Consider the following 1,313-nt stretch of genomic DNA (forward strand, 5'->3'; position numbering starts at 1 on the left):
GCCTTCTTCGACCTGGGCGGCTCCTCGCTGCTGGCGATCCGTCTGGTGGCCCGGATCCGCGAGGAGTTCGGCGCCGGGCTCACCCTGGGTTCGCTGTTCGCCTCACCGACGCCCGCGGCGCTCGCCGCCCGGCTGGACAGTGCCCGCCCGTCCTCCTCGGACGCGCTGGACGTGGTGCTGCCGCTGCGCCCGGAGGGCGACCGGCCTCCGCTGTTCGTGCTCCACCCGGCGGGCGGCATCGCCTGGTGCTACGCGGGTCTGCCCGCGCGGCTCGGACCGGACCGGCCGGTGTACGGCATCCAGGCGCCCGGCCTGCTGGAGGGCGGCCCGCTGCCGAGGTCGCTGGAGGCGCTGGCCGCCGCGTACGTCGAGCAGGTCCGGGCGGTGCGTCCGCAGGGCCCCTACCGGCTGATGGGCTGGTCGGTGGGTGGCGCGCTGGCGCAGACCATGGCGGTGCTGCTCCAGGAGGCGGGTGAGGAGGTCGACCTGCTGGCGCTGCTGGACGCGTTCCCCGCCGAGCAGTGGCGGGAGCGGCCCGCCCCGGAGGAGGGCGACGCGCTCACCGCGGTGCTGCGGATGGCCGGCCTGGAGCGGACGGAGGAGGCGACCAAGGAGGACGTGGTCGCGACCCTGGCCCGGCTGGGCAGCCCGCTGGGCGGTCTGTCCGACGTCACACTGAACCGGATCGTCGACATCGTGCCGCACAACGCGCGCCTGATGCGCGAGCACGTCCACCGGCGGTACGAGGGCGACCTGCTCTTCTTCACGGCGGCCGCGCCGCGGGCGGAGCACTGGCTGACCTGGGAGTCCTGGCGCCCGCACATCGGCGGGCAGATCCGCAACCTGGACCTGGACTGCACCCACCCGCTGATCACCCAGGGCCGCCACCTCGACGCGGTGGCCGCGGTGGTCTCCGCCCGGCTGAAGGAGCTCGACGCGTGAACGCGACCGGCATCCCGTCCCCGTTCGACGCCCCGACGCCGTTCCTGGTGCTGGTCAACGCCCGCGGCGAGCGCTCGTTGTGGCCCGCGTGGCGCGAGACGCCGGCGGGCTGGGCGGTGCTGTTCGGCCCCGCGCCGCGGGAGGAGTGCGAAGGGCGTCTCCCCTTGCCGTGACACCCCTGCCCCGCCCCCTCCGCCGTGCGCCGAGGGCCGCGTCCCGCCCGGGGCGCGGCCTTTCGGGTACGCGGTACGCGGTCACCGGGTACGCGGGTATGCCGCCCGGCCGCTACACCCCTCGCACGCCCGCGACCCGCAGCGCGTGGACCACCCCCCAGTAGTGGTCCTCCGACACGGCCCGCGCCGCCTCCAGCA

2 protein-coding genes are annotated in these 1,313 nt (G+C 75.9%); both read left to right on the forward strand.

Going from position 1 to position 1,313, the window contains the following annotated elements; all coding sequences use genetic code 11:
• The coding region (locus tag HW445_RS31295; protein ID WP_257231418.1) for an alpha/beta fold hydrolase at positions 1 to 942 on the forward strand (942 nt) is incomplete at its 5' end.
• On the forward strand, positions 939 to 1,115 hold the full coding sequence (locus HW445_RS32955) for an MbtH family NRPS accessory protein (RefSeq protein WP_308800248.1): 177 nt from the start codon (positions 939 to 941) through the stop codon (positions 1,113 to 1,115). The genes HW445_RS31295 and HW445_RS32955, both read left to right, overlap by 4 nt.
• Positions 1,116 to 1,313 lie beyond the last annotated feature (198 nt).

Origin of the sequence: Streptomyces sp. UH6 (genome assembly GCF_013421635.1) — a bacterium.
Lineage (GTDB): Bacteria > Actinomycetota > Actinomycetes > Streptomycetales > Streptomycetaceae > Streptomyces > Streptomyces abyssomicinicus.